This window comes from Hymenobacter puniceus (genome assembly GCF_014333525.1).
Classification (GTDB): Bacteria; Bacteroidota; Bacteroidia; order Cytophagales; family Hymenobacteraceae; genus Hymenobacter.
This window is the reverse complement of the sequence record NZ_JACSCX010000002.1, coordinates 147,868-172,977: the sequence shown is the minus strand read 5'-3', so window position 1 is coordinate 172,977 and position 25,110 is coordinate 147,868. Positions and strand designations below refer to the sequence as shown.

Below are 25,110 nucleotides of genomic sequence, written 5' to 3'. Positions count from 1 at the left end.
TTCGTTGTGTGGCCGCTAGCTGAACTGTTGCGTAGAGCTTAAGCCATTCTCTCTTTTCCGGGCCTGCCCCTTCTCCAAACTTCGCGCTTTATGCCCAATACTTCCTACGATGCATTGATAATTGGCTCCGGCCAAGCCGGTAATCCACTGGCCACAGCCCTGGCTAAAGCCGGTCAGAAAGTGGTGCTGATAGAGGAAAACAAGCTGGGCGGCTCCTGCATCAACTACGGCTGCTCGCCGGTGAAGGCCCTGCTGGCTTCCGCCGAGCGTGCCCACCAGTTGCGCACCGCCGACGAGTACGGCCTGGGTAGCCAGGAACCGGCCGTGGATATTGCCGCCGTTATTGCCCGCAAAGACGCCATCATCAAGGAAATGCGCGAAGGCGTACGCAGCAACCTAACCAAGGAAACGCCCGGCATTACGGTGCTGCACGGTCACGCCGCCTTCAGTGGCCCGCGCACGGTGCAGGTGGAGCTGGAAAACGGTAAAATCCAGGAGCTGAAGGCCAAGAAGGTATTCATAAATACCGGTACGCGGGCCGCCATTCCCGAAATTGAAGGGCTGGACGGCTTGCCCTACCTCACCACCACCCAGCTGCTCGACCTGAAAGAGCTACCCGAACACCTCGTGATTCTGGGTGGCGGCTACATCGGGCTGGAGTTCAGCCAGCTCTACCGCCGCCTGGGCAGCCAGGTCACCATCGTAGAATCGGCCACGCAGCTGCTGGAGCGCGAAGACGACGACGTGTGCCAGGCCCTGACCAAGATTCTGACCCAGGAAGGCGTAGACGTAGTGCTGGGCGCCAAGGTGCGCAAAGTCAGCCTCCACGACGGCACCTACACCCTCACGGCGCACACGCCCACCGGCGAGCGACGCCTACGCGGCTCCCACCTGCTGGTAGCTACCGGCCGCACACCCAACACCGACACGCTAGGGCTAGAAACGGCCGGAATCCAGCTTGACGAGAAAGGCTACATCCAGGTGAATGAGCGGCTGGAAACCAACGTGCGCGGCGTGTACGCCCTCGGCGACGTGCACGGCGGCCCTCAATTCACCCACATCAGTTACGACGACTACCGCGTGGTGCGCGACGGCATGCTGCACCGCAAATGGCGCTCGGCCAAGCAGCGTCCCCTTCCCTATTGCGTGTTCACGGAACCCCAGCTGGGCCGCATCGGACTGAATGAGGAGCAGGCCAAGGAGGAAGGCATAGCCTACCGCGTGGCTACTATGCCCGTCAGCACGATAGGCCGCGCCCGCGAAACCGGCCGTACCGCCGGCTTCTGGAAGGTACTGGTCGGGCCCGACGACCGGCTGCTGGGCGCTACTGTGCTGTGTGCCGAGGGCGGCGAAATCATGAGCATGTTTCAGCTGATGATGGCCGGCAAGCTAAAGTACCAGCAGCTGCAGGACATGGTGCTGGCCCACCCCTGCTGGGCCGAAGGCATGAACAACGTGTTTGCCAAGCTGGACAAGCCGAAGTAGCAGATGTAGCGCGGACTTCAGTCCGCAGCCCTTGCTAATCGGTAGTATTGCACAATTTTCACGGGCTGCGGACTGAAGTCCGCGCCGCCTGCAAGCATATACGCCGCATGACCACCTTCGTCGAAACGCCCCGCCTGCTACTGCGCGAGCTGCAAGCCACCGATGCGCCCGGCATGTTCGCGCTAGACTCAGACCCGGAAGTACACCGCTACCTCGGCAACCGACCTGTGCAGACGTTGGCGCAAAGTCAGGAAACCATCGCCTTCGTGCAGCGCCAATATCAGGAAAATGGCATTGGCCGCTGGGCCGTGGAGCTCAAGGAAACCGGCGACTTTCTGGGTTGGGCCGGGCTCAAACTCATCCGCGAGCCACTTAACGGCCACGTCGATTTCTACGAAGTCGGGTACCGGCTCCTTCGCCGACATTGGGGCCACGGCTACGCCACTGAGGCGGCCCGCGCCTCGGTGGCGTACGGCTTCAACGTGTTGCAGCTACCGGTGCTCTATGCCATAGCCGACATGCAGAACTTGGCCTCCCGCGCCGTACTGACCAAAGCTGGGTTTCAGCACACTGGCGAGTTTGAGCACGAGGGCGTACTCACGGCGTGGCTGGAAGCGCGGGTTTCTCGCTAAGCCACTGCCATACTACCTTACGGCTGCCGAAACAACGACGCTACGCGGTGCGGCAGAAACCCGACGCCCAGCGCCAAATAAGAGCGCGACTCTCGTAGCTGGCGGCGCGAATAATCGAGGTCTGGCTGGCGCTCATCGTAGCCCATAGTGGCCGAACTGCCCAACGACAACTGAAGCTGCACCGGCCGCTGGCCCTGGTATGGGTCGCCGAGCCCGAAGCGCATCAGCAGCATCGGCTCGGCGCGCGTGAGTTGGTGCAGGTCGATAGGCTGGCCGACATCGGTGAGCCGCGTGAACTGTAGCCGGGTGCTGCGGCAGGAAACACCCAGCGAAAATCGGTTGCTGACTTCGTACACTGCATAGGCTTCGCCGAACAGCTTGTTGCAGCGCACATCAAACTCGTGCTGCACTGGCTCCCCGAGAAAGATAATCTGCCCATCGTTGCGGTAGCGGGTTTGGTTGCGAATCTGGCCAAAACCGCCTAGCACGCCCAGCGTCCAGTGGCGCGGGGCCCAGTAGGTGCCGGCCGCCAACTCATATTGCCGGCCGCGCCAGAAGGTGCTGTCGTCCTCGTCGGAACGGCTCCCGAATGCGCCGCGCACCAGCACGTGCTTCAACGGCGAATACGCCCCCGACATTTCCCAGCGGCTCAGAAACGTGCTAATCCGCACCTCCGACTCATGCTGTGCCCGAATATCAGGCGCCGCGTTCTGCATGGGCATGTACACAGCGCAGCCGGTCAGGCACCAGATTCCGGCAAGCAGCAATAAACCTTTCATATAGTAGCACATACATAGGATTCACGGGTAAGATACGCGGATTGACAGCGCATAAAAAAGCCTCCGCAACTTTCGTGGCGGAGGCTTTTTTGGTGTTTGGCTGGCGGCACAGGCTGCCGTCTACGCCACGGTGCTACTTGGCGTAAGCCACAGCGCGCATCTCACGGATTACCGTGATTTTGATCTGGCCGGGGTACTGCATTTCCTTTTCAATCTTCTGGGAAATTTCGTAGCTCAGCTCTGAGGCGCGCTCGTCAGTTACGTTCTCAGCGTCCACCATCACACGCAGCTCACGGCCGGCCTGAATGGCAAAGCATTGGTTGACGCCTTTGAAGCTGTTGGCGGTTTCTTCCAGCTGCTTGAGACGCTTGATGTAGCTTTCCATCATCTCGCGGCGGGCACCGGGGCGGGAGCCCGAAATGGCGTCGCAGGCCTGCACGAGCGGCGAAATCATGGCCGTCATTTCGATTTCGTCGTGGTGGGCGCCGATGGCGTTTACCACGTCGGGGTGCTCTTTGTACTTCTTGGCCATCTCCATGCCCAAGATGGCGTGGGGCAGCTCGGGCTCCTCGGTGCTTACTTTACCAATGTCGTGCAGGAGGCCAGCGCGCTTGGCTTTCTTCACGTCGAGGCCCATTTCGGCGGCCATGGTGGCGCAGAGGTTGGCTACTTCGCGCGAATGCTGCAGCAGGTTCTGGCCGTAGCTGCTGCGGAAACGCATGCGGCCCACCATCTTGATCAGCTCGGGGTGCAGGCCATGGATGCCGAGGTCGATGATGGTTTTCTCGCCGATTTCCACGATTTCCTCGTCGATGTTCTTGCGCGTCTTGGCCACAATCTCCTCGATGCGGGCCGGGTGAATGCGGCCGTCTTTCACGAGCAGGTGCAAGCTCAGGCGGGCCACCTCGCGGCGTACCGGGTCGAAGCCCGAGATGATGATGGCTTCGGGCGTGTCATCTACGATAATTTCGACGCCGGTAGCGGCTTCTAGGGCCCGGATGTTGCGGCCCTCACGGCCAATGATCTTGCCCTTAACGTCGTCACTTTCGATGTTGAACACCGACACGCAGTTCTCGATGGCATGCTCGGCGGCGGTGCGCTGAATGGTTTCCAGCACCACTTTTTTGGCGTCTTTGGTGGCCGAAAGCTTGGCCTGGGCTACCACGTCTTTGATGTAAGAGCTGGCCTGAATCTGGGCTTCGTTCTTGAGCGACTCTACCAGCTGCTCGCGGGCCTCAGCAGCCGTCAGGCCCGAAATGGTTTCCAGTTGCTGCAGCACATGCTGCTGTTTTTCGTTGAGCTCCTGGGTACGCTGCTCCAGCTCGGCTTCCACTTCCTGCTCGCGCTGCTCCAGCTTGGCGAGTTGGGTTTCGAGGATGGCCTTGCGCTTTTCCTCCTGCGTTTCCAGCTTTTCACGCTGGGCCTGAGCCTGTGTTTCGATTCGCTCACGGGTAGCATCCAGCTCGGTTTCCTTGCGCTGAATCTGCTCTAGCTGGCGCTGGGTGGTATCGGTGAGCTTCTTGATAGCCTGCTCCTGCTCCACTACGGTGGCGCGGCGCTCGGTTAGCTCCTGGTCGAGAGCCTGCTTCTGGCGGCGGCTCTCTTGCTCCCACTCCTGCTTGAGGGTGCGGAACTTGTCTTTCGACTGTTGAATCCGCTCGTCGCGGGTGCGGGTGGCTTGCTGCTCGGCTTCGGCCAGCAGCTGCTGGGCGCGGGTTTTGGCTTCGGCTTCGTGGTCCTGGTTGGTTTTGCCAGCCAGCAGGCGCCCCACCACGATGCCGACCACAAGGGCCAGCACGGCGGCTAAAGCAATATAGAGAGTAGTGGACATGAGCTATGAGGTTGGAAGAGGAAGGGAAAGCCATACCTCAGCAAACAGGCCACATGCCAAACAACCCCGTTGCGCCGTTTGCGCCGCCGGGGTTTCAAGCTGATATTCTACGCCGGTGCGGGCGTCTGGATCTTCAGACGAGCACCACTCCCGACAGCAGCTCATCGAGGCGTGCAAGGCGCTCGGTCAGAACCGTGTCGGTACCATCTTTTTCCTTACTGACTTTCAGGCGGTCAGCCATCGTGGACAAGGCAATCATGGCCAGCAAATCCTGCTTATCCTGAATGCCGTATTGCTCGCGAAATTCCTTGATCCGCTCGCCTAGCAGGCGGCCGGCCATACGGAGCCGCTCCTCATCCTGAGGCTCGACGCGCATCGGGTAGTCCCGTTCGGCAATGCGGATTTTAATGGATAGTTCGCTCATGGGAGCAGTCGTGGGTGGGGTTCGGTGGTGATGGTTACTCCCTCAAATAGGCAAGGCACTTATCTATTTCGCGGATGTATTCGTTGAGGCGCAGTTTCAGCTCGTTGACATTGGCCGGTTCACCGGCTATGGTATTGACAAGTTTAGTGATATTCTCCTGATTGTGGAAATCCTTGAGCTGCCGCTCCCGGTCGCGCACGTCGGCCCGGAGCTGCTGAACAGTAGTCTGGGCATCGGCCAGCTCCTCGCGCAACTGCTGATAGGCAGTCACTAAGGTGTTCACCTGCCGCTCCAAGCGGTCTAGTTGAGCAAGCTGCTGAGAGGAGGCCATTTTTTTGGGGTTGTCAGTTGGTCGTTGTCAGTTGTCAGCCGCAAATCGGTTTATTATTTTCAATAAAGCAGAAGCTGATATCCCCCGAGCAAAGGACATTACTTCTGTGCAAACTAGCGACTAACAACCAACAACTGACAACCGACAACTGATTTACTTCCGAATCAGGGCCCCGGCCTGCTGCTCGAACTGCTGGATGAGGCGGTTCATCACGGAGTCGATGGCCTGATCGGTGAGGGTTTGGGTGCTGTCCTGGAGCAGGAAGCTGACCGAGTAGCTTTTCTTGCCTTCGCCCAGGTTAGGGCCTTCATACACATCGAACACGTTTACCTGCTGCAACAGCTTCTTTTCGGTGCGGCGGGCAATCTGCTGGAGCTGGTCGAAGGTGACGGTTTTGTCCACCACCACGCTCAGGTCGCGGCGCACTTCCGGGAACTTGGGCAGTTCGCGGGCCACGAGGCTGTTCTTGTACTTGCGCATCAGCCAGTCCCAGTCCAGCTCGGCATACCATACCGGCTGGCTCACGTCGAGCTTCTTCAGCCACACGCCCGACACGGCGCCAAGCTGCGCGACGGGCTGGTTTTGGGCCAGCAGTGTGAGGCCGCCGGCCAGCTGCGGGTGCTGCACCGGCTGCGAGGTAGGCGCCGGGAAGCCCAGCGCTGCCAGCACCTGCTGCACGGCCCCGGCCAGTTGGTGGAAGCTGCTTTTCTCGGATTTCTGCTGCCAGGTTTCGGCCGCGGTGTTGCCAGTCAGGTAGAGCACCAGCTTGTTGCGCTCATCGTAGCTGCCGTTGAGCTTGAGGTGGTATGTTTTGCCGAACTCGTAGAGCTTCAGGTCGCGCTGGCGGCGGTTGACGTTGTGGCGCACCACTTCCAGGCCGCTGGGCAGCAGGCTGGGGCGCAGCACGTTCAGGTCGGCGCTGTTAAAGTTGAGCAGGCGCACCAGCGTCTCATCGGTTTCACCTTCCTTCTCGAAGTACAGCGAGTTGGTGATGGAGTTGGTGATGATTTCGGAGAAGCCTTGGCCGCTCAGCAGCCGCGCCGTGTTCTGGCGGATGATTTCGGGGTCGGGGTTGGGGAAGCTAGCCAGGTAGGTGGCCGAGTTGTGCGGGCGCAGCGCCACGTGGTTGTAGCCGTAGATGCGCAGGATTTCCTCGATGATGTCAGCCTCGCGGGTCACGTCTACCTTGTGCGGCGGCACGCTCAGAATCCACTCCGTGTGGCCGGCTTCATTGGTTAGCTCCTCGCTGATGAGGATGTCGAGGTCGGTGAGGATCTGGCGGATGCGCTCTGGCGCGATGAACTGACCGACTAGCTTCTCCACCCGGGGCAGCCGCAGGCGCACCAAGTGGTGCCCGATGTGCGCCGGGTATTCGTCCACGATGGGCGCCACGATGGTAGCGCCGGCCACTTCCTGCAGCAGTAGCGCCGCCCGTTTTAAGGCAATCAGCACCATGTTGGGGTCAGTGCCGCGCTCGAAGCGGAACGAGGCGTCGGTTTTGAGCTGGTGCACCTGGCCGGTTTTGCGCACGGCGGCCGGCTGGAAGTAGGCGCTTTCCAGGAACACGCGGGTGGTGGCGTCGCTCACGCCCGAGGTTTTGCCGCCGAACACGCCGGCCAGCGCCATAGGCGCGCCGTTGGCATCAGCAATAACCAAGTCTTCGGCCCGCAGCGTACGTTCGGTGCCATCCAGCGTAATGAATTTCTCGCCGGCTTCAGCGCGCTTCACGCGGATGTGGCCGCCGGTAATCTGGTCGGCGTCGAAGGCGTGCAGGGGCTGGCCCAGCTCGTGGAGCACGAAATTGGTGACGTCCACCACGTTGTTGATGGGCGAGAGGCCAATGCTGCGCAAACGGCGCTGCAGCCACTCCGGCGACGGGCCCACCTGCACACCTTCCAGCAGCAAACCGGCGTAGCGCGGGCTGGCTTCGGGGTCCTCTATAGTCACCTGGATGTTCTGCGTGGCCGCGGCGGGGGCTTTGAACTCGCTGATATCAGGCAGGTGGCAAGGCTGGCGCAGCAGGGCGCGCAGCTCGCGGGCCACGCCGTAGTGCGAGGCGGCGTCGGCGCGGTTGGGGGTCAGGCCGATTTCGAACACCGAGTCGGAGCCCAAACCGAAGTAGTTGGCGGCGGGCGTACCGTTGGGCAGGTCGGTGTCCAGCTCCATAATACCGGCGTGCGAGGTACCCAGCCCAATTTCATCTTCGGCACAGATCATGCCTTCGGATGCCGCGCCGCGGATTTTGCTTTTCTTGATCTTGAATGGCTCGCCCTGGGCCGGGTAGAGCGTGGCGCCATCCAAGGCTACCACTACTTTGAGGCCGGCGCGCACGTTGGCGGCGCCGCACACGATCTGGCGCGGCTGGCCGTCGCCCACGTCCACGGTGGTGAGGCTGAGCTTGTCGGCGTCGGGGTGCTTTTCGCAGGTGAGGACGGTGCCCAGCACCACGCCGCGCAAACCGCCCGGAATGCTTTCCAGCTCCTCAATACCTTCCACTTCCAGCCCGGACCCCGTTAGGAGATGGCCGATTTCCTCGGCGGGTTTTTCGGTCGGAATCAGGGTGCGAAGCCAGTCGTAGGATATTTTCATGTGGGGTCAATAAGTAGATATTCGCTGACAGCGCAGGCGGCCCGGAGTTTCCAGGGCTGAAGCCCAGAGCTATGCAGCTCTTTAACGCCGGCCACTGACTAGCCCTAGGCTTCAGCCCTGGAGCGTTGGCGCCGTTGCAGACGCATCAGTTCAGCAAAGGTACGGATTTGGGTTAGCGGGGGAAATGCACGGGCGCGGGCAGGTATGTAGAACGGAGTGGCACTCCGTTTTGCCGCAACGCGGCACACCGGTACTGCGCCAGATGAACCCAAGGCCGGCTTGGCGCGGTGCGCCAGCACGGAGTGCCACTCCGTGCTGCACTACTCCTTATAGGCCTTCTCGCCGGCTGGAATTTCCACGGCCAGGCGGTTATCCTGGGGCGGCACGGGGCAGGCGAAACCGTCGTTGTAGGCGCAGAATGGGTTGTAGGCGGCGTTGAAGTCGAGCACGATTTCAGTGTCGCCGGGGCCGGGGCGGGTGGCGTCGAGGTAGCGGCCACCGCCGTAGCTGCCACGGCCGTTGGTGCGGTCAGTGAACGGGACAAACAAGGTGGAATCCTTCCCATCAGCCTTCAAAAACAGCGTCAGCTTGTATTCCTGCTTGTTGAGAATGAAGCTGGCGCGGCCCCAGCGCAGGTATTTATCGGTTTTACCGTTGGTGAGGGGCATTTCCACGGTGTCGCGCTGCGGCAGGGTTTCCAGCTGCGCCTCAAAGCGGTAAGTCGGGTCGGGGGCGTAGTAGTTCAGGCTGTCGAAGGTGTTGCGCTGCTCCTCGCTGAGCGGCGAGCCTTTCACAAGCCGGAAGTTGTTGTCTTTCTCGGTGCGGGTCTTGCGCAGACGGGCAGCATACTGGTCGTCGTTGAAAACGAGGTCCTGCAGGAAATAGCCGATTACGAGCAGCACGCCGAGGCCAATGAGCAGTTTGGGATTGATACGCATAGCGGCAAAGGTACTGGCTGCGGAGTGTTTCGTCTAGGCAGGAAATATAGATACCCCATGCTGGCAGTGTTTTCGGCGCTAAAGCATGCCTTCGTCGGCGAAGCTGAAGTAGCCGGCGTCGGTGTAAATGAGGTGGTCCAGAATAGGCAGGTCCAGAAACTGGCCGGCGTCCTTGAGCTTGCGGGTGAGGGCAATATCGGCGGCACTGGGGTTGCGGTTGCCGCTGGGATGGTTGTGCACCAGAATCACGCTGCTGGCCAGCTGCTCCAGCGCTTCCTTGAAAATCAGCTTCGGATCGGCGACGGTGCCGGCCACGCCGCCGCGGCTGATGCTGACGGTGCGCATCACCACGTTGGCCCGGTTCAGCAGCACCACCCAGAACTCTTCGTGCGGCAAATCCTGCAGGTGGGGCTGCACCACGCGGTAGATGTCGCGGGAGCAGGTGATGGTGGTGCGGGCCGGGGCGTCGGCTTCTTTGCGGCGGCGGCCCAGTTCCAACGCCGCCACAATGGTTATGGCTTTGGCTTCGCCAATGCCTTTTTGGCGCATCAGCTCCTTCAAGGAGAAGCGCGCCAACGCATTCAAATCGTTGTTGGCGGCATTGAGCACCAGCTTGGCTACATCCACCGCCGAGAGCTTGGCGGTGCCCGAGCCCAGCAGGATGGCCAGCAGCTCGGCGTCGGAAAGCGCTGCCCGGCCCTTCTGCATCAGCTTTTCGCGGGGCCGGTCTTCCTCGGCCCAACTCTTGATGCCGAAAGAAGTCGGGGTTTCGTAGGGTTTAACGGCGGCGTTATTCGCCGGATTATTTTCAGACAGATTGTCAACGGCTTGCATACGGCACTGAGGTTGTAGGAAGCCGGAAAATAAAGTAAAAACCCCGCTTCTTCGTTTGCTTTCATACGCCGGCCCGGTAAACCAATTGCGGCCGGCCGAGTTTGTACCCCCGATATGTTCCGTTCCCTCTCTGGTATTCTGTTTCTGGTGCTGTTTCTGGTGGCCGAGTGGTATGGCTTCCAGGCAATCCGCACGGCACTGCACGGCGCTTCTCCTGTTGCGCGCAAAACCGCCGACTTCTGTTACTGGCTCATTACGGTGCTGCTCTGGGGCATTGCCATCTGGGCCATGGCCACCCGCGGGCAGGGCCACGCGCCCTACAAAGCGTACCTGACCAGCGTGCTGCTGGCTATGCTGGTAGCCAAGCTGGTGGTGCTGCTGTTTCTGTTTCCCGAAGACTTGGTGCGCAGTGTGCGCTGGGTGATGCAACGCTTTTCCGGCCAGCCAACCAACACTCCCGGCACGGCTATTTCCCGTAGCGAATTTATCAGCAAAGCGGCGCTGGTAGTGGCGGCGGTGCCATTCGTGAGCTTGATCTGGGGAGTGCTGAAAGGGGCCACCGACTACCGCGTGAAACGCGTAACGCTGCGCTTTGCTAACCTGCCGGCCTCGTTCGATGGGTTCAGGCTGCTGCAGATTTCCGATTTGCACACGGGCAGCTTCGCCTCCACCGAGCCGCTGCAGCGGGCAGTGGCCCTCATCAACCAGCAAAACGCCGACCTAGTGGTGATGACCGGTGATTTGGTCAACAACATTGCCACCGAAGTAGAAGACCACATCGACACGCTGGCCCAGATCCAGAGCAAGCTGCAGAAGCTGTCCATCCTCGGCAACCACGACTACGCCGACTACGTGGACTGGTCTGATAAAGGTGGCGCCGCGGCCAAAACGGCTAACCTCGACCGCCTCAAGCAGAATCACGCCAAAATCGGCTGGAAGCTGCTGCTGGATGAGGCCCATCACATCGAGCGCAACGGCGAGAAGATTGCTGTCCTGGGCATTCAGAACTGGGGAGCGGCCATGCGCTTTCCTAAGTACGGCGACCTGGCCAAGGCTCACGCTGCCGCCGACCCCGGCGCGCCGTTCAAGATTCTGCTTTCCCACGACCCTTCGCACTGGGATGCGCAGGTGCGGCCCGAGTTTCCGGATGTGGACCTGACTCTTTCGGGCCACACCCACGGTATGCAGTTCGGCGTGAACCTGCCGTTCTTTAAGTGGAGCCCCGTGCAGTACGTGTACAAGCAGTGGGCCGGGCTTTATCAGCAGGGCAAGCAGTATCTGTACGTGAATACCGGACTGGGCTACATCGGCTATCCGGGGCGCGTGGGATTCCTGCCGGAAATCACCGTATTTGAGTTGCGGCGTGCCTAATGCAAACCGCTTACTGCCGTCTTTTCGGCTTGGCAGGTAGCCGGCAACCGGCAAATCAGACTGACGTAGAAACTCGTCAGTAGGCAAGCTTTCTGTGTTTCATCTATGATGCGTCTGCGTTGGAGCTTGTTGTGGCTGGCAACCACAAGCAGTTTGGCTGGTTGCTATGGCAATATGGAGCCGGGTTCCGCGGCGTCTCTTGGCAGCTCTCTGCCCATTGACACCACCCGCTATCCTCCCACCGAAACGCCACCCATCATCTACCGTAGCCAGGTGGGGCAGCTTGGCAGGCCGCTGCCTGCTGCAGTTAGTACGGACACCAACGTAGTTGCCCGCATCCGGACGCCACGGCCGGCTACTTTTGTGCCTCCGGCCCGGCCCCGGCCCGATGCCACCACGCTGCCCGCAACCCGCAGCATACAGCAAGCTACAGACCAGGAGCTGCAGGCGCTGTCGCCGGTGGGTAAGCTGCCTGCGTCACCTGTTCCCAGGGTAGATACAGAAGCCTTACCAGCAGCAGCGCCTGTTCCGGCGCCTCAATCTACAGTGAGATAAGTAAGCAGGGAGGAGTGTGCAGGTAAGCGCTGCACAGCAGCAGTGAGGCCCTGCATAGTTTGAGTTTTCCCAATGGCAACTGAATCTTAAGCAGAGCCGTATACGCGCCATTGGATTTTTCCTACCCCACTCTCTCCCTTTTCTACAATCCTCTCCGTCATGAAAAAGACCCTGTTTCTCCTCTCGGCTGCTGCTGCCTTCACTATGGCTTCCTGCTCCGACAACAAAACCACCGACACTGCCACCACCACCGATGGCATGACGACCACGACCACCACGACCACCACCACTGCGTACTCTGACGACGCCATTCAGCAGCGTGCCGACCGGATTGCAACTGCCATGGCGGCCAAGATGAAGTTCGACGATGCCACCCGCGAGAAGGTACGCACCGTGTATATCAACCGTGGTAAGCGCCTCGGCGAATTGCAGACGCAGTATGCCACCGACACCACGGGCATGGCCGCCGCTATGCGCACCGCCTACTCGGATGCTGACACGGAAATGAAGTCGGTTTTCACGGACCCAACCCAGTATTCGGCCTACGAAACCAGCCGCATGGAATACCGCGACGACCTGTACATGGATGACGCCATGAGCACTAGCACGCCGGAAATGAGTACCACCGATGCATCGGCTTCAAACAGCTCGATGAGCATGGAGGAAGGCAAAACCAAAGGTGCTGATGGCAGCAAGGTGAAGGTTTCGGCCGACGGCGACGTGAAAGTAAAAGACGCTGAAGGCAACAAAATGAAAGTTGATGGCGACGACGGCACAATGAAAGCCAAAGACGAAGACGGCGGCAAAACCAAAGTTGAGTAGCATTATCGGGCGGTTCTAACTGCCTCTAATAACTAGATAAAGGTCCGCACTGCTTGTTGGTGCGGACCTTTATTTTGTCGATTCTGACTTGCTAACCGCCGAATAAGCCTGTACCTGCAACGGTTCAGGCTTTTTTTGGCTCTGTTGTTGGCTACCTTGCCGGTGGCTGACCTTATTTCCGGTTGATGAGCGTTTTGATTGAGTACTTGCGCAGCTTACTGCAGTTTTGGTTGCCGCTGAGGTCTTACGGCAAGTTATTGGCGGGTTGTATCGGGGTGGTTTTACTGTTGTTGCCAGGCACTGCGGCCGCACAGGTGCGGGTATCGGGCTCGGTGCTGGAGGCCGGCACAGGACGCATCATTCCGGGTGCGGCCATCATTGTGCAAGGCACGGGCCGCGGCACCGTAACCGACCAAGAAGGTGACTTCCGGCTGGACGTCAGCAACCGCGACACGCTGGTATTTCGGGCCCTGGGCTTCCGCACGCGCCGAGTGCCACTGGGCGGCACAGGACTTTCGCAGCTGGTGATGCAGGTGATGATGATGCGCGACAGTGTGCTGCTGGGCGAAGTGCGCGTCACGGAAGGGCGCCCCGACCGCGCCGCCATCAACAGGGCCTTGCGCAACATCAAGCGCCCCAGCACTGCTCCTGCCAGCGCCGTAAAGCGTCCACCAGCTCCGCGGCCGCTGTTTCCGGTTGACACTATCGCGCCGCGGGCCGTAGCTCCTACCCTGGCCAGCCCGGTGAGCCTGATCTACGAGCAGTTTTCGCGCGCCGGCCAGGAGCGGCGCAAGATGGAGGAAATCCGGGCCCAGGAAGCCGCCGAACAGGCCCGCAAAGCCCGCCTGAAGTACAACAAAAACTTCAAAGACAACCGCGGGTACGAGGTAAGGTAAGTAGCAGCTAGAGCACACTAAGAACGTCACGCTCCGCTCCTCTCTGCATGACGTTCTTTTCGGCTGCACCAACCTGCCAACCGGCCCTCCCGTAAGCCCGAAGATGAAAATCGGGTATCCTTGCATGAATAACTCGTTGGACTGCACATCGGCGTCCACGTTCCGGCTGGCATCTTACTCAGATGAGCGCCTGATAGAAACGGTGGCCTCTAATCTGGCCTGTTTGCGGCGCATCCTAGAGTACAATGTGGCCCATGGCCTGCTGTTCTTCCGCATCGGCTCCGACATTGTCCCGTTCGCCTCACACGCCGTCAATACCTTCCCCTGGCAAACGCACTTCGCCGCCGAATTTCGTGCCATTGGCGACTACATAAAAACCCATGGGATGCGGATTTCGCTGCATCCCGACCAGTTTGTAGTGCTCAACTCGCCCAATCCGGATATTGTGCAGCGCAGCATTGCCGAACTGGTATATCAGGGCTCGATGCTGGATTTGATGGGCCTCGACAGCACCGCCAAGCTGCAAATTCATCTGGGTGGCCTCTACGGCGACCGGGAAGCCGCCATTGCGCGCTTTATTGCCGTGTGGCAGACATTGCCGCCAGAAGTGCAGATCCGGGTGGTAGTGGAAAACGACGACCGACTCTTCAGCCTCCAGGACTGCCTGCAGCTGCACGCAGCCACTGGCTTGCCTATCCTGTTCGATAATTTCCACCACGAGTGCCTCAACCACGGCGAGCCGATGGCTGAGGCCCTACGCCTGGCCGCCGCCACCTGGCACCCCACCCGCGACGGTGTGATGATGATGGATTATAGCTCTCAGTCGCGGGGGGAGCGGAAAGGCAAGCACGTTAGCTCCATAGAGGAAGACTTGTTCCGCGAGTTTCTGCAGCAGCTCCAGAGCCTGGATGTGGATATTATGCTGGAAATAAAGGACAAGGAAGCCAGCGCGCATCAGGCTTGCGGCATTCTGCGTGACTTATCAATGGTGCCGGCCGCCCCTGAGGGCTATGTCTCGCCTACTTTTCAGGAAGCAGGGCAGCCAGTGGCTGCCAAATCCCGTAAACCTCGCAAGCCGGCAGCTGTCAAGCCAGCCGGCTAGGCAGCTAGCTACGGCATTTTCTCTGATTTCAATAGTACAGCCTACACCAACTTCCATGGCCAACGACTTGCTTAACGCCACCATTCATTCGCTTAAAAACGGCCTCACGGGCATCCCCATCAGCGCCGCCATCGACAACACTGAAACCTGGCAGCAACAGTTGCTGCAAAGCGGTGAACCTGCCCTGCAGGATATCGGCCGTGAGATTGGCAATCTGCAGTCTTTGCTTAGCAGCGGCTCACTTAATGCGGCAGCTATTGGCCGCTCGCTCAGTATGCTGGGCGCTCAAACCAACCAAGCCGCTGCCAACGCTTCTGCGGATACGCAAGCTGGTTTGCGTGACCTAGGCGACTTGCTGCTGCAAGCAGGCGGCAAGCTGGAGGCTTAGCCTGACCTCGGTAGTAGATGTAGCAATAATAAGAGGCCACTCCTGACTAGGAGTGGCCTCTTATTATTGTTTGTGCAACACAGCCACTAACGCTGCGGCGGCACTGTAGTAGTGCTAGTATTGGTGCGGCGCGTGTTGGTGCGTTGGCGGCGCGTGGCGGCGGGGTTTGGCACCGTGGTAGTTCGCTGGTTGATGGTCCGGTCCTGCATGGTGGCAGGCTGCTGCATAACCGGCCGGTCTGTTACGATGGTACCGGTGCCCATCTGGCCAGGAACGGTAGTGCCTGTCCCCATTTGGGTGGGGCTGGTGGTGGTGGGCGTACGCTGGTCGAGGGTGCCGGGGTTCGACGGCGAGGCCGGCGAAACGGTGGTCTGGTTCATGGTACCGCCGCGCTGCGGTACCGAAGGCGACACTTGGGCCGAAGCGGCTACAGCAGTGGAAAACAGAAGTGCGGCGAAAAGCAAGGACTTTTTCATAATCGGGAAAGACGAAACGAGTGAGATAGTCGGGCACCGGCTAATGTGCGGTAGCCTCTGCATCCTCATACGGCCAGCCGGCTGCCCTGACTCGATTTAACGCACTTATTCCTTGTTCATAATTCTGACATTCAGTACATTATATATAAAAATACGACGTTATAAACTGAAAAAAGTCAGGCCTAGCACTCTGTAGGCGAGGCTCGTAGCAGTGCCACTAAACAGAAAAGCCTGGCTACGAAGCCAGGCTTTTTTTGGGTATCAATTTCGAATGCCAACAATTTGAGCAGCGTCTTATACTGCCTGATTGCGAGGCTGCTGCTCGGCCTGAAACTGCGCCAGCAACGATGGGCTAGCTAGCAGCAACGTAGCGTAGCCTTTGGGCATTTCAGAATACTGCAGGCGGAGCTGCGGGTTTTGCCAGTACTGCCCGGAGGCCGTAGCACCAGGGCCGTATACTTTAGCCAGCAAGGCCTGTATACCCCGGCAGTTCGCTTCTCCCAGCACCCGCACTTCAATACAGCACAGCTGGTCTTTGTAGAAACCATAGCTGATGCCAGTGATGCGGTAACCGTTGAGCGTCAGGGTTTCGTCGGAGCGGCTGAAATAGCTGATGGCTGACGGCGCGCCCAAGCGTTGCTCGGGTACCAGATTGCGAAACTGCTGGCGGGGCATGCCCAGCCACATAGCATGCAGGCCGGCAGGGAGTTTGGCTATGCGAAACCCGGTTGCATGCTGCTCAGCCACCATCGGCGGGCGGGCGGCCTCAGCAGCAAGGGAGCAGAACAGTAGAAGCAAGTAGGTTAGCCCATGTTTCATAGCCTCAGCAAGATAACAAAAGCCCGGAGTATATCGGGCTATTCTCTCACATTTGACGCAACTTTTAGGTTGCATCGGTGTCTGGGCGGAAAAGCATAATCTGTTGGCAAAACAGAGGGCCCTAAACGAAAATAGCCCTTCCCGGTATCGGAAAGGGCTATTCAGTGGAGCCGCAGGGATTCGAACCCTGGTCCAGACAAGGAAGGCGTCGAGCTTTCTACGTGTGTATCTATGCTTGAATTTTCGAGGGAAACCAGGCGCACATCAGGCCCTTGATTTCCCCTTATCTGTTTGAGTTTCGCGCAGGCGTCACAGCGCCACCTGCACTATCCTAACTCTTACGACGCCCCGAACTCACCCGTGAGAAGGAATACGGGTGCGGGACGATGACATTACTTAGTTCTAAACTAAGCAGCCATGGCGTAGCTATACTCGCCAGTTGTGTTTTGGACGGCTTTTTTGCGGGAGATTCATCCAACTCCCGACACGCTTACTCGCGACATGCACAAGCTGTCAATTCCGGTCGGCCCCAGTTTGCAAAGAACGAACCCGCCACCGAAGTAGCGGGGTGCGAATGTACGCACATCAGCCGGTAAACGTTGCTAACGGCCGGAAATGTTCCCGTTTGCGGCAACAGGTACCGCACTGAATCCGGGGTTGCCAAACCTTGGCCGACTCAGGTTGTACGCTCCACCTGGCATCCCAAACAGGCCAGCGTTTTGGGTGTAAGGGCTGGCAGATGGCCTTCCAAAGCCCGGCTTTTCGGGGTATCTTTGCCCCTAGCTCGTATGGAAAATTTCGTTGTTTCGGCCCGCAAGTACCGCCCGGCCACGTTTCGCAGCGTGGTGGGGCAGCAGCACGTTACCACCACCCTGCAGAACGCCATTGCCAGCCAGCATCTGGCCCAGGCGTTTCTGTTCTGCGGCCCCCGGGGCGTAGGCAAAACCACCTGCGCCCGGATTCTGGCCAAAACCATCAACTGCGAGTTTGTAGAAGAGCACGTGCGCAAAAGCCGCCCGGTTTCCGAGCTGATCCAGGCCCAGCCCGACATCGTGCCCGACGCGCTGCTCAGTGCCGCAGACCCCGACAACACGCCTTTTGAGCTGGAAGCCTGCGGGAAGTGCTCCTCGTGCCGGGCGTTTCAGGAAAATGCCTCGTTCAACGTGCACGAGCTGGATGCAGCCTCCAACAACTCGGTGGAGGACATTCGCAGTCTGGTGGAGCAGGTGCGCTACGCCCCGCAGCAGGGCCGCTTCAAGGTGTACATCATCGACGAAGTGCACATGCTCTCGAATGCGGCCTTCAACGCCTTCCTCAAAACGCTGGAGGAGCCACCGAGCTACGCCATCTTCATTCTGGCCACCACCGAGCGGCACAAGATTATCCCCACTATTCTGTCGCGGTGCCAGATATTTGACTTCAACCGCATCAAGGTGGACGACATGCGCAACCACTTGCGCTACGTGGCCACCCAGGAGCAGATTCAGGCCGAAGACGACGCGCTGCACCTGCTGGCCCAGAAGGCCGACGGCGGCCTGCGCGACGCCCTGAGCATGTTCGACCAGATGGTGACCTTTTCGGGCCACAACCTGCGCTATCAGGACGTGGTGCAGAACCTGCACATTCTGGACTACGAGTACTATTTCAGGCTGATTGACGCACTGCTCACCGAAAACCTGTCGGCCACGCTGCTCTTGCTGGATGAGGTGATGCAGCAGGGCTTCGACCTGCACAACTTTGTGGTGGGCGCCGCTGAGCACCTGCGCGGGCTGTTGGTGTGCAAAGACCCGGTGACGGTGCAGCTGCTGGAGGTATCCGACAACATTCGGGCGCGCTATGTGCAGCAGGCCCAAGCCGCGCCGCTGGCTTTTCTGCTCTCGGCCCTTAACCTGGTGAGTGTCTGCGACCGGGAGTTCAAGCAAGCCAAAAACCAGCGCCTGCATGTGGAGCTGACGCTGATGAAGCTGGCCTACCTCAACGGCGCAGTGCAGTTTGCCCGCGACCTGCAGGGCGGCGTGGCCGTACCAGCCAGCAACGGTGAGGCGAAAAAAAAAAGCCCTGATGCAGCCGTAGCTCCGGCTTTGGCCACCCCGCCCCCGCCGTTGGCCCCAGCCGCACCCGCCGCCAACGGCCGCCTAGTGGCCGACGGCACTGCTGAAACCCCAGCCCAGTACGCCGTTACCCCGGCTGGCGGCAGCACCGAACAACGAACAACGAACAACGAACAACCAATCGTCCACGCCCCCGCCGACCCCGAGCCTATTGTGCCGGTGGACAGCGGTGTGGAAGAGCTGCATGACACGCCCAGCATCGAGGACGAAGCAGCCACCCAGGTGCCCGCCACCCGGCAGCTGCGCGACACGGTGCCGCATGTGGAAATCGGGGCACCCAGCATTGCCGGCCACGAGCCGGGCCAAATGGCCGTGACGGCTGCGCCCATGCCGCCACCCCGCCCCGGGATGCCGCCGGCCGGCAAGCCACTGGGCCTCGGCACCAAGCTGCCCGGCCTGGGCAGCTTGAGCGCCATGAAGGCCCAGCTGGAGCAGAAAGCCGCCGCCGGCAAAGCGGCCACCGAGGCCGAGCCCAGCGGCCCCACCACCGGCCTGCCCGCCATCAATGACGAGGTGCTGCAGCGCGTGTGGAAAGAGCTGACCGAGGAGCGCAAGCCCATCAGCATGATGCACTACAGCTTGCTCAACCGCCCGGTGCAGGCCAACGAGCAGCACATGATTCTGCTGCGCGTAGATAACCCCGTGCAGGAAGACCTGTTCAACGAGCTGCGGGCCGAGTTTTTGGGTGAGCTGCGCCGCCGCACCGGCTACCCACGCCTGAACGTGACGGTGGAAATTGTGGAGCGCGTAGAAACCGGCCGCAAGCTCTACACCTCCTCCGACAAGATGGTTTACCTGATGGAGAAGTACCCGATGCTGGGCGAGATGAAGCAGAAGCTGGGCCTCGACGTGGACTAAATCACGGATTTCAGCGGATTAGACGGATTGCTCGGATTTTGTAGGCGGCATAGGGGCTGCGCGAGGTGGTGCCACGGATTGCCTGTAGAGCCTCATGGTACCATTATCGTTCAACGATTCATGACCGCGCCGTTCGATGATAGTGTTACCACGGCTGAAAAGAGTCGTGGCACCACAACCGTCAGCCCCCATGCCGCCTACAAAATCCGAGCAATCCGTCTAATCCGCTGAAATCCGTGATCCTCATAAGCAATTTTTCGCACTTCGCCCCGGAAGGGCTGTGATGAAGCTTTTTATTCCCGGGGGGTCCGCCTATCTTTGGTTCCTTAATTTCCTCCCCGCTCTGCTTTCCGCGCTGGCCTTCCTGTGAAAAAACCGCTTCTGCTCCTGATTCCGGCCTTGGCCACGCTCGGTCTTACCCAATGCCAGACCAGCAAGCCCGCCGCTACGGCAGCAGCTACCGCCCCAGGCACCAGCCCCGAAACGCCCAAGCAGAAAGACTATAAGTACCAGACCGTAGAAGGCGACCCGCTCAAGGCCCGCATCTACACGCTGGATAACGGCCTGACCGTCTACCTCTCCGACTACGACGACGCGCCGCGCATCCAGACCTACCTGGCCGTGCGCGCCGGCTCCAAGAACGACCCAGCCACAGCCACCGGCCTCGCGCACTACCTGGAGCACATGGTGTTCAAGGGAACCTCTAAGCTGGGCACCCAGAACTGGACCGCTGAAAAAGCTGAGCTGGCCAAGATTGAGGCCCTCTACGAGCAGTACCGCGGCCAGCGCAACGACCCCGCCGCCCGCAAGCGCACTTACCACCAAATCGACTCGATTTCCAGCGTGGCGGCCAAGTACGCTGTGGCCAACGAATACGACAAGGTGATGGGCGCCATCGGGGCCAAGGGCTCCAACGCCTATACGTCCGTGGAGCAGACGGTGTACCAGGAAGACATTCCGAGCAACCAGCTGGAAAAGTGGGCTGCCATCCAGAGCGAGCGGCTGGGCGAGATGGTGCCGCGCCTGTTCCACACCGAGCTGGAGGCCGTGTACGAGGAAAAAAACCGCGGCCTCGACAACGACTTCAGCAAAGAATACGAGGCCCTGAACCGCAGCCTCTACCAGAAGCACGAGTACGGCACCCAGACCACCATCGGCACCATCGAGCACCTGCAGAACCCGTCTATCACGGAGATTAAGCGGTATTTCGACAAGTACTACGTGCCCAACAACGTGGCGCTCTGCCTGAGCGGCGACCTGGACTACGACCAGACCATCCGCGTCATCGACCAGTACTTCGGCCGGCTGCAGAGCAAGCCGGTACCGGCCTTCACGCCCGCCCAGGAAGCCCCCATCACCGCGCCCCTCGTGACGCAGATTGTGGGCCCCGACGCCGAAAACGTGATGCTCGGCTTCCGCTTTCCCGGCACCACCACCCGCGAGGCGCTGGTGCTGCGCATGGTGGACAAGCTGCTCAGCAACGGCCAGGCCGGTTTGATTGACCTGAACCTGAATCAGCAGCAGAAAGTGTTGCAGGCGGCCTCGTTCACCGACATCAACAACGACTACTCCTCGCACATTCTCTACGCTACGCCCCGCCAAAGCCAAAAGCTGGAAGAGGTGCGCGACCTGCTGCTCGCCCAGCTCGACAAGGTGAAGAAGGGCGACTTCCCCGACTGGCTGATTCCGGCCATCATCAACAACGAGCAGCTACAGCGCACCAAGAGCTACGAAAACAACGAGGCCCGCGCCGGTGCCTTCGTGGCCGCTTTCGTGGCCCGCGAGGACTGGAAGGACTACCTGAAGCAGATCAACGACTTCGGTACCATCACCAAGGAAGAGGTGATGCGCGTGGCCAACCAGTACTACAGCCCCGGCTACGCGGCCATCTACAAGCGCACCGGCAAAGACGCCAACGCCGTGAAAGTGGTGAAGCCGGCCATTACGCCGGTGCCCGTGAACCGCGAAGTGGCCTCCGACTTCTACAAGCAGGTGACCGGCCTGAGCAGCCCCGAACTGCAGCCGGTGTTCGTGGATTACAAGAAGGACATTCAGGAAGTGAAGCTGGCTTCGGGCGTGCCGGTGTACTACACTCACAACACCGAAAACAACCTCTTTAACCTGTTCTACGTGCTCGATCTGGGCACCAACAACGACCCCAAGCTGGGCCTCGCCACCGACTACCTGCAATACCTGGGCACCGACAAATACACGGCCGCGCAGCTGCAGCAGGAGTTCTACAAGCTGGGCTGCTCCTTCGCGGTGCAGAGCGGGCAGGACCGCACCACCGTCAGCCTCTCCGGCCTCGACAGCAACTTCGAGCCGGCTTTGCAGCTGTTTGAAAGCCTGCTGGCCGCGCCCAAGCCCGATGCCGCGGCCCTCAAGAACATGGTGGCCGGCGTGCTGAAGTCGCGCCAGGATGCCAAGCTGAACAAGCAGGTGATTCTGAGCCAGGCTATGGTGAACTTCGCCAAGTACGGCCCCAAAAACCCTTTCACCACGCAGCTGAGCGAGAAAGAGCTGAAGGCCCTGAAACCCGAGCAGCTCACCGCCACCATCAAAACCATCCCGACCTACCAGCACCGCGTGTTGTACTATGGTCCGCGTATGCTGGAAACGTGGCATAAGGAGGTGACTCCTATGCAAGACACCAAGACGCCTCAGTCTCGCGTGATGGTGCCCGGGCTAGTAGATGCTCTTGAAAACTACCACCGCGGCCCCGCCCAGCTCACTCCTACCCCGGCGGCTAAGGACTTCGCGGAGCAGGCCATGAACCAGCGCAAGGTGTACTGGGTGGACTACAATATGGTGCAGGCCGAAATCCTGTTCCTGACCAAAGGCACTATCTACGACAAAGCCCTGGTGCCGACCACCAGCCTCTACAACGAGTACTTCGGGGGCAGCATGGGCAGCATCGTGTTTCAGGAGCTGCGTGAGAGCAAGGCGCTGGCTTACTCGGCTTTGTCGCGTTACGTCAACCCTGACAAGCTGGGCCGCAGCGCCTACAACATGAGTTCCATTGGCACGCAGAGCGACAAGCTGCCCGAGGCCATGGCCGGTATGAACACCTTGCTCAACGACATGCCCGTGGCCGAAGCCAACCTGCAAATCGCCAAGAACGCCATCCGCAACAGCATCGCCACTGAGCGCATCACCAAGGCCGACATCCTGCTCAGCTACGAGCGTGCCCGCCGCCTCGGCCTCGACTACGACCTGCGCCGCGACGTGTATGAGCAGACGCCCAACATGAGCTTTGCGGATCTCCAGAAGTTCCAGCAGGCCCGCGTGAAAGGCCAGAACCAGACCATTCTGGTGATAGGCTCCAAAGACCGCCTCAATTTCAAGGAACTGGCCAAGTACGGCCAGGTCCAGCAACTTACCCTGAAAGAGATTTTCGGGTATTAGAACGCCGCATATCCCGCCCGTCATCCTGAGCGGAGCGAAGGACCTTATCACGCCTGAACGATTCGTTCGGCAGTAATTCAGCCGTGATAAGGTCCTTCGCTCCGCTCAGGATGACAGACGAAGCGGCTTGAGCCACACAACTAAAAACCTACAGTCCAAAGTACCTTCAACAATGGCAGAACAGAAAATCACCATCAAAAACGGCAAGCTCAATGTGCCCGACCAGCCAACCATTCCTTTCATCGAGGGCGACGGGACGGGTCCGGATATTTGGGCGGCTTCCGTCCGCGTGTTCGATGCCGCGGTGGAGAAAGCCTACGGCGGGTCGAAGAAGTTGGTGTGGAAAGAGGTGATGGCGGGGGAGAAATCATTCAAGCAATCCGGTAACTGGCTGCCCAACGATACCCTGGATGCCTTCCGCGAGTACCTGGTGGGCATCAAAGGCCCCCTGACTACGCCCGTGGGTGGCGGCATCCGGAGCCTGAACGTGGCCCTGCGCCAGGAGCTGGACCTGTATGCCTGCGTGCGCCCCGTGCGCTGGTTCGATGGTGTGCCTTCGCCCGTGAAGCACCCCGAGCTGACCGACATGGTCATCTTCCGCGAAAACACCGAGGACATCTACGCCGGCATCGAGTACATGAACGGTACGCCGCAGGCCCAGAAAATGCTGGAATTCCTGCAGGATGAGATGGGCGTGAAGAAAATTCGCTTCCCCGAAACGTCCTCGTTCGGCATCAAGCCCGTGAGCAAGGAAGGCACCGAGCGCCTCGTGCGCGCCGCCATCCTCTACGCCATCGAGCACAAAAAGCCTTCCGTGACCATCGTGCACAAAGGCAACATCATGAAGTTCACGGAGGGCGCCTTCAAAACCTGGGGCTACGAGCTGGCCGAAAAGGAATTCGGCGACAAGGTGTACACTTGGGCTCAGTACGATAAGGTGCTGGCCAAGCAGGGCCAGGAAGTGGCCGACGCCCAGCAGAAAGCAGCCCTCGACGGCGGCAAAATCCTGATCAAGGACAGCATTGCCGATGCTTTCCTGCAGCAGATTCTGCTCCGCCCCGCCGACTACTCGGTGGTAGCCACTCTGAACCTGAACGGCGACTACATCTCCGACGCGCTGGCCGCCATCGTGGGCGGTATCGGCATTGCGCCGGGCGCCAACATCAACTACCTCACCGGCCACGCCATCTTCGAGGCCACCCACGGCACGGCGCCCAAGTACGCCAACCAGGACAAGGTGAACCCCGGCTCCGTGATTCTGAGCGGCGCCATGCTGCTGGAGCACCTGGGCTGGAACGAAGCCGCCACCCTCATCTACAAAGGCCTCGAAGGCGCCATTGCCGCCAAGCGCGTCACCTACGACTTCGAACGCCTGATGGAAGGCGCCACGCTCCTGAAAACCTCCGAGTTCGGCGACGAGGTTATTGCCCGGATGTAGTAGTTTGGCACTAGCCTCAATATCGTTTTCACGTTTTTAATAGCTAATCCTAAAAAAAGCACCGGTTTTTCAACCGGTGCTTTTTTTAGGATTAGCTATTTTTATTTTATGGTACCCTGTCCCATATTTCTCCTGATCTACTTACCATACGGATAATTCCTGCTTGTTGCGCGTAATAAATATCTTCAATATAACCTCCCCTGTAAGTAGGAGCACTGTTTGCGGATAGTAAGATTACATTGGTATAGTCTATACCCTTTACTTGCAGCGTAGTCCTGTATTGTGAGTCTAACCGATATGAATCAATATTTATATTTCCATAAATTCCATCATTTACGGACTGGCCCCTATAGTTCCACCAAGTTCCTCCAAACTTAAATTGCCCGTCTACTCGCGGCGGATTCCTTTTATCTGCTCCGGTTGGTAAATCACGCCTGAATACGAGCGAGTTTTCACCTATCGAATCAAGCCTCTTTACCTCTATTTTCACCTCGTCATAGTAATATGTTGCAGTAGAAGGACCGTTAATTATTCCCCCAAAATTACCTGGTCGATATTCTTCTTTAATTTTCTCCACAATGTCATATACAATATATTTTTGTTGCTTGCCGGAAGCAGTTTCAAATATCCAGTTTTCACCTTTCTTCAATTTCAACCACTCCTCATTAGCAGCCGTGAATTTATAATAGGGTATATCTGGCATATTCTCTTCTGTTTCACAGCTTTGAATAGCAAGCATATTGAAAGCCATCAACATGAGGCTCAGAAATCTACTGTTCGTTTTCATGTCTCATTTTACTGTAAACCGTGAGTGAACCGTATGCACAATGTATGCGCTAGCTTTCTACCGACACTACCATTTTAGCATACATCCTGACTTCCCAAACCAACTATATCATATATAACAATCTGCAAATCAAGCAATAATATACACAAATAGCAGACTTATCCGCACCACCCAAACTGGCGCGGGTTTGAAGCCCTGTCAGTTCGTACCTGCCGGGGCTTCGTCTTTTCAGAAGACGC

Annotated in this window: 21 protein-coding genes and 1 other RNA gene; 11 read left to right on the top strand and 11 right to left on the bottom strand. The window is 59.1% G+C overall.

The features are described from left to right. The first annotated feature begins 90 nt into the window (after nt 1-90). Nucleotides 91-1,485, top strand: a complete 1,395-nt coding sequence (locus H8B14_RS05810; RefSeq protein WP_187314681.1) for a mercuric reductase — start codon at nt 91-93, stop codon at nt 1,483-1,485. A gap of 107 nt (nt 1,486-1,592) precedes the next feature. After that, entirely contained in the window at nt 1,593-2,117 is a 525-nt protein-coding gene (locus H8B14_RS05805; RefSeq protein WP_187314680.1) for a GNAT family N-acetyltransferase, read from the top strand. A 17-nt stretch (nt 2,118-2,134) separates the two neighbouring features. On the opposite strand, the gene H8B14_RS05800 is transcribed toward H8B14_RS05805, so the two are convergent. The 7 genes from H8B14_RS05800 to radC all read right to left on the bottom strand — a co-directional run bounded on the left by H8B14_RS05800 (nt 2,135) and on the right by radC (nt 9,843). Beyond that, nucleotides 2,135-2,896 carry a hypothetical protein gene (locus H8B14_RS05800; protein WP_187314679.1) on the bottom strand — a complete coding sequence of 254 codons (762 nt, stop codon included), beginning with the start codon at nt 2,894-2,896 and terminating at the stop codon, nt 2,135-2,137. A 133-nt stretch (nt 2,897-3,029) separates the two neighbouring features. Next, nucleotides 3,030-4,727, bottom strand: coding sequence for a ribonuclease Y (gene rny, locus H8B14_RS05795; protein WP_187314678.1), 1,698 nt, complete (start codon nt 4,725-4,727; stop codon nt 3,030-3,032). Nucleotides 4,728-4,860: 133 nt separating this feature from the next. Next, on the bottom strand, nt 4,861-5,151 hold the full coding sequence (locus tag H8B14_RS05790) for a cell division protein ZapA (protein ID WP_044014150.1): 291 nt from the start codon (nt 5,149-5,151) through the stop codon (nt 4,861-4,863). Between the two features lie 34 nt (nt 5,152-5,185). Beyond that, nucleotides 5,186-5,482, bottom strand: a complete 297-nt coding sequence (locus H8B14_RS05785) for a hypothetical protein (protein WP_185887557.1) — start codon at nt 5,480-5,482, stop codon at nt 5,186-5,188. A gap of 153 nt (nt 5,483-5,635) precedes the next feature. Next, nucleotides 5,636-8,071 carry a phenylalanine--tRNA ligase subunit beta gene (gene pheT / locus H8B14_RS05780; protein WP_187314677.1) on the bottom strand — a complete coding sequence of 812 codons (2,436 nt, stop codon included), beginning with the start codon at nt 8,069-8,071 and terminating at the stop codon, nt 5,636-5,638. A 320-nt stretch (nt 8,072-8,391) separates the two neighbouring features. Continuing rightward, entirely contained in the window at nt 8,392-9,009 is a 618-nt protein-coding gene (locus H8B14_RS05775) for a DUF1684 domain-containing protein (protein WP_187314676.1), read from the bottom strand. A gap of 78 nt (nt 9,010-9,087) precedes the next feature. Beyond that, entirely contained in the window at nt 9,088-9,843 is a 756-nt protein-coding gene (gene radC, locus H8B14_RS05770) for a RadC family protein (protein ID WP_261989919.1), read from the bottom strand. A 114-nt stretch (nt 9,844-9,957) separates the two neighbouring features. Here radC and H8B14_RS05765 point away from each other — a divergent pair, with 114 nt between their 5' ends. The 6 genes from H8B14_RS05765 (at nt 9,958) to H8B14_RS05740 (ending at nt 14,977) form a co-directional block, all read left to right on the top strand. Next, nucleotides 9,958-11,214 carry a metallophosphoesterase gene (locus tag H8B14_RS05765; protein ID WP_187314675.1) on the top strand — a complete coding sequence of 419 codons (1,257 nt, stop codon included), beginning with the start codon at nt 9,958-9,960 and terminating at the stop codon, nt 11,212-11,214. 174 nt (nt 11,215-11,388) lie between these two features. Further along, a complete protein-coding gene (locus H8B14_RS05760; RefSeq protein WP_187314674.1) occupies nt 11,389-11,769 on the top strand; it encodes a hypothetical protein in 381 nt (126 codons plus the stop codon). Between the two features lie 159 nt (nt 11,770-11,928). After that, complete coding sequence (locus H8B14_RS05755) at nt 11,929-12,591, top strand: hypothetical protein (RefSeq protein WP_187314673.1); 663 nt, start codon at nt 11,929-11,931, stop codon at nt 12,589-12,591. A 287-nt stretch (nt 12,592-12,878) separates the two neighbouring features. After that, nucleotides 12,879-13,487, top strand: a complete 609-nt coding sequence (locus tag H8B14_RS05750; RefSeq protein WP_187314672.1) for a carboxypeptidase-like regulatory domain-containing protein — start codon at nt 12,879-12,881, stop codon at nt 13,485-13,487. Nucleotides 13,488-13,590: 103 nt separating this feature from the next. Continuing rightward, nucleotides 13,591-14,589, top strand: a complete 999-nt coding sequence (gene uvsE / locus H8B14_RS05745) for a UV DNA damage repair endonuclease UvsE (RefSeq protein WP_187314671.1) — start codon at nt 13,591-13,593, stop codon at nt 14,587-14,589. A 55-nt stretch (nt 14,590-14,644) separates the two neighbouring features. Further along, nucleotides 14,645-14,977 carry a hypothetical protein gene (locus H8B14_RS05740; protein WP_187314670.1) on the top strand — a complete coding sequence of 111 codons (333 nt, stop codon included), beginning with the start codon at nt 14,645-14,647 and terminating at the stop codon, nt 14,975-14,977. 86 nt (nt 14,978-15,063) lie between these two features. Here H8B14_RS05740 and H8B14_RS05735 read toward each other — a convergent pair whose 3' ends face one another. The 3 genes from H8B14_RS05735 to ssrA form a co-directional block, all read right to left on the bottom strand. Continuing rightward, on the bottom strand, nt 15,064-15,453 hold the full coding sequence (locus H8B14_RS05735; RefSeq protein ID WP_187314669.1) for a hypothetical protein: 390 nt from the start codon (nt 15,451-15,453) through the stop codon (nt 15,064-15,066). A gap of 294 nt (nt 15,454-15,747) precedes the next feature. Continuing rightward, nucleotides 15,748-16,272, bottom strand: a complete 525-nt coding sequence (locus H8B14_RS05730; protein ID WP_187314668.1) for a hypothetical protein — start codon at nt 16,270-16,272, stop codon at nt 15,748-15,750. Nucleotides 16,273-16,434: 162 nt separating this feature from the next. Then, nucleotides 16,435-16,803: a transfer-messenger RNA gene (gene ssrA, locus H8B14_RS05725) on the bottom strand. A 257-nt stretch (nt 16,804-17,060) separates the two neighbouring features. Between ssrA and dnaX the strand changes: the two genes are divergently transcribed. From dnaX to icd, 3 genes are all read left to right on the top strand, one after another. Continuing rightward, nucleotides 17,061-19,241, top strand: a complete 2,181-nt coding sequence (dnaX, locus tag H8B14_RS05720; protein WP_187314667.1) for a DNA polymerase III subunit gamma/tau — start codon at nt 17,061-17,063, stop codon at nt 19,239-19,241. Between the two features lie 366 nt (nt 19,242-19,607). Continuing rightward, a complete protein-coding gene (locus H8B14_RS05715) occupies nt 19,608-22,646 on the top strand; it encodes a M16 family metallopeptidase (RefSeq protein WP_315984804.1) in 3,039 nt (1,012 codons plus the stop codon). Between the two features lie 127 nt (nt 22,647-22,773). After that, nucleotides 22,774-24,084, top strand: a complete 1,311-nt coding sequence (icd, locus tag H8B14_RS05710; RefSeq protein ID WP_261989918.1) for an NADP-dependent isocitrate dehydrogenase — start codon at nt 22,774-22,776, stop codon at nt 24,082-24,084. A gap of 106 nt (nt 24,085-24,190) precedes the next feature. Here icd and H8B14_RS05705 read toward each other — a convergent pair whose 3' ends face one another. Then, complete coding sequence (locus tag H8B14_RS05705) at nt 24,191-24,823, bottom strand: hypothetical protein (protein WP_187314665.1); 633 nt, start codon at nt 24,821-24,823, stop codon at nt 24,191-24,193. Nucleotides 24,824-25,110: the final 287 nt, after the last annotated feature.